Origin of the sequence: Rhodococcus sp. T7, from assembly GCF_009872365.1 — a bacterium.
GTDB lineage: Bacteria > Actinomycetota > Actinomycetes > Mycobacteriales > Mycobacteriaceae > Rhodococcus_F.
Genome location: NZ_WXYH01000138.1, coordinates 1 through 4,734, shown reverse-complemented (window position 1 = coordinate 4,734; position 4,734 = coordinate 1). Strand labels below are relative to the sequence as shown.

Annotated in this window: 6 protein-coding genes; 3 read left to right on the top strand and 3 right to left on the bottom strand. The window is 70.7% G+C overall.

From position 1 onward, the window contains the following. A partial coding sequence (locus tag MLGJGCBP_RS15985; RefSeq protein WP_160096795.1) for an ESX secretion-associated protein EspG occupies positions 1-508 on the bottom strand: 508 nt, incomplete at its 3' end. A 14-nt stretch (positions 509-522) separates the two neighbouring features. Beyond that, entirely contained in the window at positions 523-1,428 is a 906-nt protein-coding gene (locus tag MLGJGCBP_RS15980) for a PPE domain-containing protein (protein ID WP_160096793.1), read from the bottom strand. A gap of 123 nt (positions 1,429-1,551) precedes the next feature. Between MLGJGCBP_RS15980 and MLGJGCBP_RS15975 the strand changes: the two genes are divergently transcribed. Next, positions 1,552-2,763 (top strand): MFS transporter, encoded by a 1,212-nt coding sequence (locus tag MLGJGCBP_RS15975; protein ID WP_160096791.1) that lies wholly within the window; start codon positions 1,552-1,554, stop codon positions 2,761-2,763. 3 nt (positions 2,764-2,766) lie between these two features. On the opposite strand, the gene MLGJGCBP_RS15970 is transcribed toward MLGJGCBP_RS15975, so the two are convergent. Next, positions 2,767-3,306, bottom strand: coding sequence for a hypothetical protein (locus MLGJGCBP_RS15970; protein ID WP_160096789.1), 540 nt, complete (start codon positions 3,304-3,306; stop codon positions 2,767-2,769). A 300-nt stretch (positions 3,307-3,606) separates the two neighbouring features. Here MLGJGCBP_RS15970 and MLGJGCBP_RS15965 point away from each other — a divergent pair, with 300 nt between their 5' ends. After that, a complete protein-coding gene (locus tag MLGJGCBP_RS15965) occupies positions 3,607-3,738 on the top strand; it encodes an FAD-dependent oxidoreductase (RefSeq protein ID WP_442972104.1) in 132 nt (43 codons plus the stop codon). A 225-nt stretch (positions 3,739-3,963) separates the two neighbouring features. Continuing rightward, the coding region (locus tag MLGJGCBP_RS15960) for an RNA-guided endonuclease InsQ/TnpB family protein (RefSeq protein WP_160096797.1) at positions 3,964-4,734 on the top strand (771 nt) is incomplete at its 3' end.

Below are 4,734 nucleotides of genomic sequence, written 5' to 3'. Positions count from 1 at the left end.
CGCGCCGCGGGCCCCGCCCCCCTCGCACTACGCTGCCCCCGCCCTGACCCGCCCCCGGCCGGTCCTGGCTCCACCCGACCGCCGCCTGCCGGTGCCCGGCAGCAGCCCGGTCGACCACGACGCCGCGCCGCGTGCCCGCGTCGGTGTCGGGAAGCTGCGCGATCAGCTGCCTGCCGACGTCGTACGGTTCACAGCTGCGGATCACCACCTCGCCGCCCGGATGCTGCACCGCCGCGACCCCGTGCCCGCGCGCGAGCGCCCCGATCAGGCGCATCGGGGTATAGCCCTGCGAACCGGAGATCTCGATCCGGAGGTCGGGTTCGGCGAGCACCAGCAGCGCCGACGCGAGCGGGTCGTGTTCCGGCCCGGAGAAGTCGGCGCGGATCCGGCGCTGCTCCGCCTCGTACTCGTCGGCGGTGGCCAGCGTGCTCGTGACCTTGAACGGATAGGGAATGCGGTCCTGGCCGGTCCGCGCCCACGACGCCGAGAACTGCGGACCGCTCAACACCCAGTGCCCCACGACTATTCGCCGATCACCGCGGGCGTGACGAGGGGCAATTTGCCGACGAGTTCGCTTCCCTCGTCGATGCTTTCGAGGTAGGTCGGCGGCTCCTCCTCGTCTTCTCGCGCCGCGGGCAGGGCCGGACAGCCGGGCCGTTCGGAGGTCGGTGCCCGGTGCGCGGCCACGATGCCGTGCGCGTACTGCGCCACCCCGCCGCCGACGGCCCCGGCCAGCGCCGCACCGGCGATCGACCCGGGAGCGGCTTGCGCGTTCTGGGGCGGGACCTCGGCACTCTGGCGAGGCTCGGGGTCCGCACCTAGTTCGGATTCGGACTCGGCCACCTGCTGATCACTGGGTATGCCGTGCACGCCGTTCGGCCCGATGTCGAAGCCCACCGGCTGCCCGTGGGCCGTCGCGGCGGCGTGGGTCGCGGCGAGACCGTCGGTGGGGAGTTGTTCGTCCGCAACCCGATACGCCGACGCGTACAGGGTGTCCATGGCGGCCTTCGCGTCCTGTTCCGCGGCGTCGGCGTCGGCTTCCGCGGTCCAGTTGCCGGGTAGCACCCGGGTCCAGTCGATCGGGTGGTCCCGGGGCGGGCCGACCGCGCCGCGCACCGCTTCGGCGCCGGCGCTCGCGTGCCGCAATGCGTCTCCCACGTCGGTGAATCGGCCGCCGACCTGTCCGGCCCGGGCGGCGTAGTCGTCGAGTGCCGACACCACCGCGGTCGCCGACTGTCCGCGCCATCCGGTGTCGACCGCGGCCCGGGTCGCGTCGTGGAACGCGGCCACCGACTCCTCAAATTTTCGTCCGAGGTCGTCCCACGAGGCGGCGACCGCTTCGGACTCGGCGGGCCGCAGCGCGTCGACAGCGTTGCTGATGGCGCGGTGATCCCACGCGCCCGAGTGAAAGTTTTCCCCGCCGTTCATCCCCGACCTCCGCTGCTGGACACTCTCGGTCCCGGAGTGGACCCCCCAATCCGGCGGGAAGCCACCTTACCGACTCCCGCCTCCGATTTGTCACCGCTCCTCGACTCCGAAAGGCTCGGGGCCATGCACGCGTTCTCACCCGCAGCGTCCACGACGCGCGCCGGCCGGTCACCCGCCCTCGCCATCGGCGCCACCGCGTTCGCGTTCCTCGTCACGATGATGGGAACGACGCTGCCCACCCCGCTCTATTCGATCTATGCGCAGGAACTCGCGTTCAGTGCCCTCACCGTCACGATCCTGTTCGCCGTGTACGCGGTCGGGGTCGTCGCCGCGCTCGCCGTGTTCGGGCGGCTTTCCGACGATGTAGGCCGGCGCCCGGTGCTCTTCATCGCCGTCGCCCTCGCCGCGGTCAGTGCCGTGCTGTTCCTGCTGCCGTCGACGCTTCCGGTGTTCGTGGTGGCCCGGGTGATCTCCGGCCTGTCCGCAGGCCTCATGACCGGCACGGGCACCGCCGCCGTGATCGACCTGTTCCCACCCGACCGGAAGGCAGTCGGCGGCATGCTCGCGGTCGCGGTGAACACCGGTGGTCTCGGACTGGGCACGCTCAGCGCGGGGGTGATCGCGGACGTCACGTCGAGTCCGCTGACCATTCCCTACGCGGTGAACCTCGCGCTCGCCGCGGTCGCCGCCGCCGGGCTGTGGATCTTCGCGCCGGCGCCGGCCACCCGGCCGACGTGGCGCATCCGGCCCCGCCGTATGCAGGTTCCGGCGTCGATCCGCGGCGCCTTCGTCACCGCGGTGCTTGCCGCCGGAACGGCGTTCGCGGTGACCGGCGTGCTCACCGCCGTGTCGGCGCTGTTCCTGACGAGATACCTGGGGACGACGAGCCACTCGATGGCCGGGCTCGTCGTGTTCCTGACCTTCCTGTTCATGGCCGCCGGCCAGCTCCTCGCACGCCGGATGTCGACGGCCACCGCGATGCTCGCCGGGTGCCTCGGATTGGTCCCCGCCGCCGGGTTGCTGGCGTTCGCGCTGGCGACCACCGTCCTCGCGCCGCTGCTCGCGTCCGCGGTGGTGCTCGGCGTCGCCGGAGGCCTGTGCCTCAACGCGTCGCTCGCCACCACCGTCGAACGGGTCGAACCGCAACTCCGCGGCGGCGTGTCCTCGGCATTCTTCGCCGGGATCTACGTGATGCTGGCCGTTCCCGCGGTCGGTGTCGGTGTGCTCGCGCGATTCACCGACCTGCGGGCCGCCGGGATCGTCTTCAGCGCGCTGGTCGCCGCGCTGGGTGCCGGCGTGGCCGTCGCGCAACTGATCGCGCGCCGACGGGCCTGAGCGTCAGCCTCGCGGCCGGGTGGTGACCGGCGGGATCGTGATCACCGGACGCGTCGTCGTGGTGGTGGTGGTCGGCGCCAGTGTCGGCGCCACGGCAGTCTGAGACGGAACGGTCACCTCCGTCGTCGTGACGACCGGGGGCCGGGTCACCGGCGTAGTGACCGGAGCGAGGCTGATCGTCGGCGGGGGAGGCGGCGCGATCGTCGTCCGGACCGGCGGCGGGGGAGGCGGTGCGGGGGTCGTCGAGGGGGCGGGCGGCGGCGCGGTGGTCACCGGCGCCGGTTCGGTGGTGAGCGTGACGGCCCGTGGGGTGGTCAGTTCCGCCATCTGCCAGGTGGGAGTCGGCGGGACGAACACCTGGAACGTCGCCGGTTCGGCGCTGTGCGGTCCCGCGGCCTGTAGACCCTCCGACGAGAGCGGTGGTGGTACGACTGCCGGTCCGTGACTGCCGAACGCGCCGCCCGCGGCGCCGATCATCAGCCCGGAGACCGCTGAAACGGTGGCGATCGCAAGCGCCCCGATCGCTACAGTCCTGTCGTCCATGCGTTACCCGTCGTCGGCGTGCAAATGCGTCCACCATAGAGGGCGTTGTCCCCGGCCGGTGCACGTGTCCGCAATCGAGTTGCCCGGGAGGGGTTCGCTCGAAGGTTGCCAGGCGGCTGTCGGGGTTCGGCGCACGCTGACGAGAACCCTTGCCCGGACGGGGTCGCGCGCCGACGATCGAGCGGTGTCCATACTGCTCCGACCGGGGGTAACGATGTCTCTGCTCGACAGGTTGTTCCGCCGCCCGCTGTCCGAACGAGCCGGGGCGGCCGTCGCCGCATCGGCGATGCTGTTCGCTTCGTGAGCGCACTCGAGATCGTCACCGACGTCCTCGTCCTCGGCGGTGGACCCGCCACCACCTGGGCGGCACTGGCCGCGGCCCGGGAGGGCGCCCGGGTGGTGCTCGCCGACGAGGGGTGCATCACCCGGTGACTGACCATCGCGGCCACGGCCCAGACATTCTCTAAACTAAACAGGAGTCCACGCCTACCGGCTGGCTCCAAGTTCCCGAACTAGGACACCGCTCGACCAGACACCGAGCCTGCAGACGACCACTCAAAAAGCCGGGGATCACCCAGTGTCCCGGTCGGACGTTCGGCACGCCTACGGTCTCGCCGCCAAGGCTAAATGTCGGACTGTGTGGCTAGTGTCTGGGTCATGGTGGGGAGGGTGGTGAAGCGGGCGTTCAAATACCGCTTCTATCCGACTGCGGTGCAGGCGGAACAGCTCGCTCGGACGTTCGGGTGCACCCGGTATGTCTACAACCGGGCGTTGGCCGAGCGGACGCGGGCCTGGTCGCAGGAACAGCGGCGAATCACCTACGCGGACACCTCGACGATGCTCACCGGATGGAAGCGCGATGCCGAGACGGAGTGGTTGGCGGAGCCGTCGAAGGGGCCGTTGCAGGAGTCGCTGCGGCAGTTGCAGGGTGCGTTCGAGAGGTTCTGGCGCACGCAGGCCCGCTACCCGCAGTTCAAGAGGAAGGGCCGGTCGAAGGATTCGGCGACGTACTATTCGAACTGCTTCACCTACCGGGGCGGGCAGCTCCGGTTGGCCAAGCAGTCCGAACCCCTGGAGATTCGGTGGTCGAGGCCGCTTCCGGAGGGGGCCGTGCCGTCGCAGGTGACGGTGTCGCGCAATGCTCGCGGTCAATACCACATTTCGATCCTCGTCGAGGACACGATCACCGAACTCGAGCCGGTCGATCGGGTGGTCGGGCTCGACGCCGGGATCACGAGCCTGTACACGCTCTCGACGGGGGAGAAGATCACCAACCCCCGCCACGAGCGCACGGATCGTGCGCGGTTGGCGAAGGCGCAACGGGCACTGGCCAAGAAGGAGAAAGGGTCCCGTAACCGGGCCAAGGCCCGACTGAAGGTCGCGAAGATTCATGGCCGGATCGCCGATCGGCGCCGCGATTATCTGCAC

Coding starts and splice junctions, on each gene's coding strand:
- MLGJGCBP_RS15980 (WP_160096793.1), bottom strand. CDS start 1,428: ATGAACGGCGGGGAAAACTTTCACTCGGGCGCGTGGGATCACCGCGCC.
- MLGJGCBP_RS15975 (WP_160096791.1), top strand. CDS start 1,552: ATGCACGCGTTCTCACCCGCAGCGTCCACGACGCGCGCCGGCCGGTCA.
- MLGJGCBP_RS15970 (WP_160096789.1), bottom strand. CDS start 3,306: ATGGACGACAGGACTGTAGCGATCGGGGCGCTTGCGATCGCCACCGTT.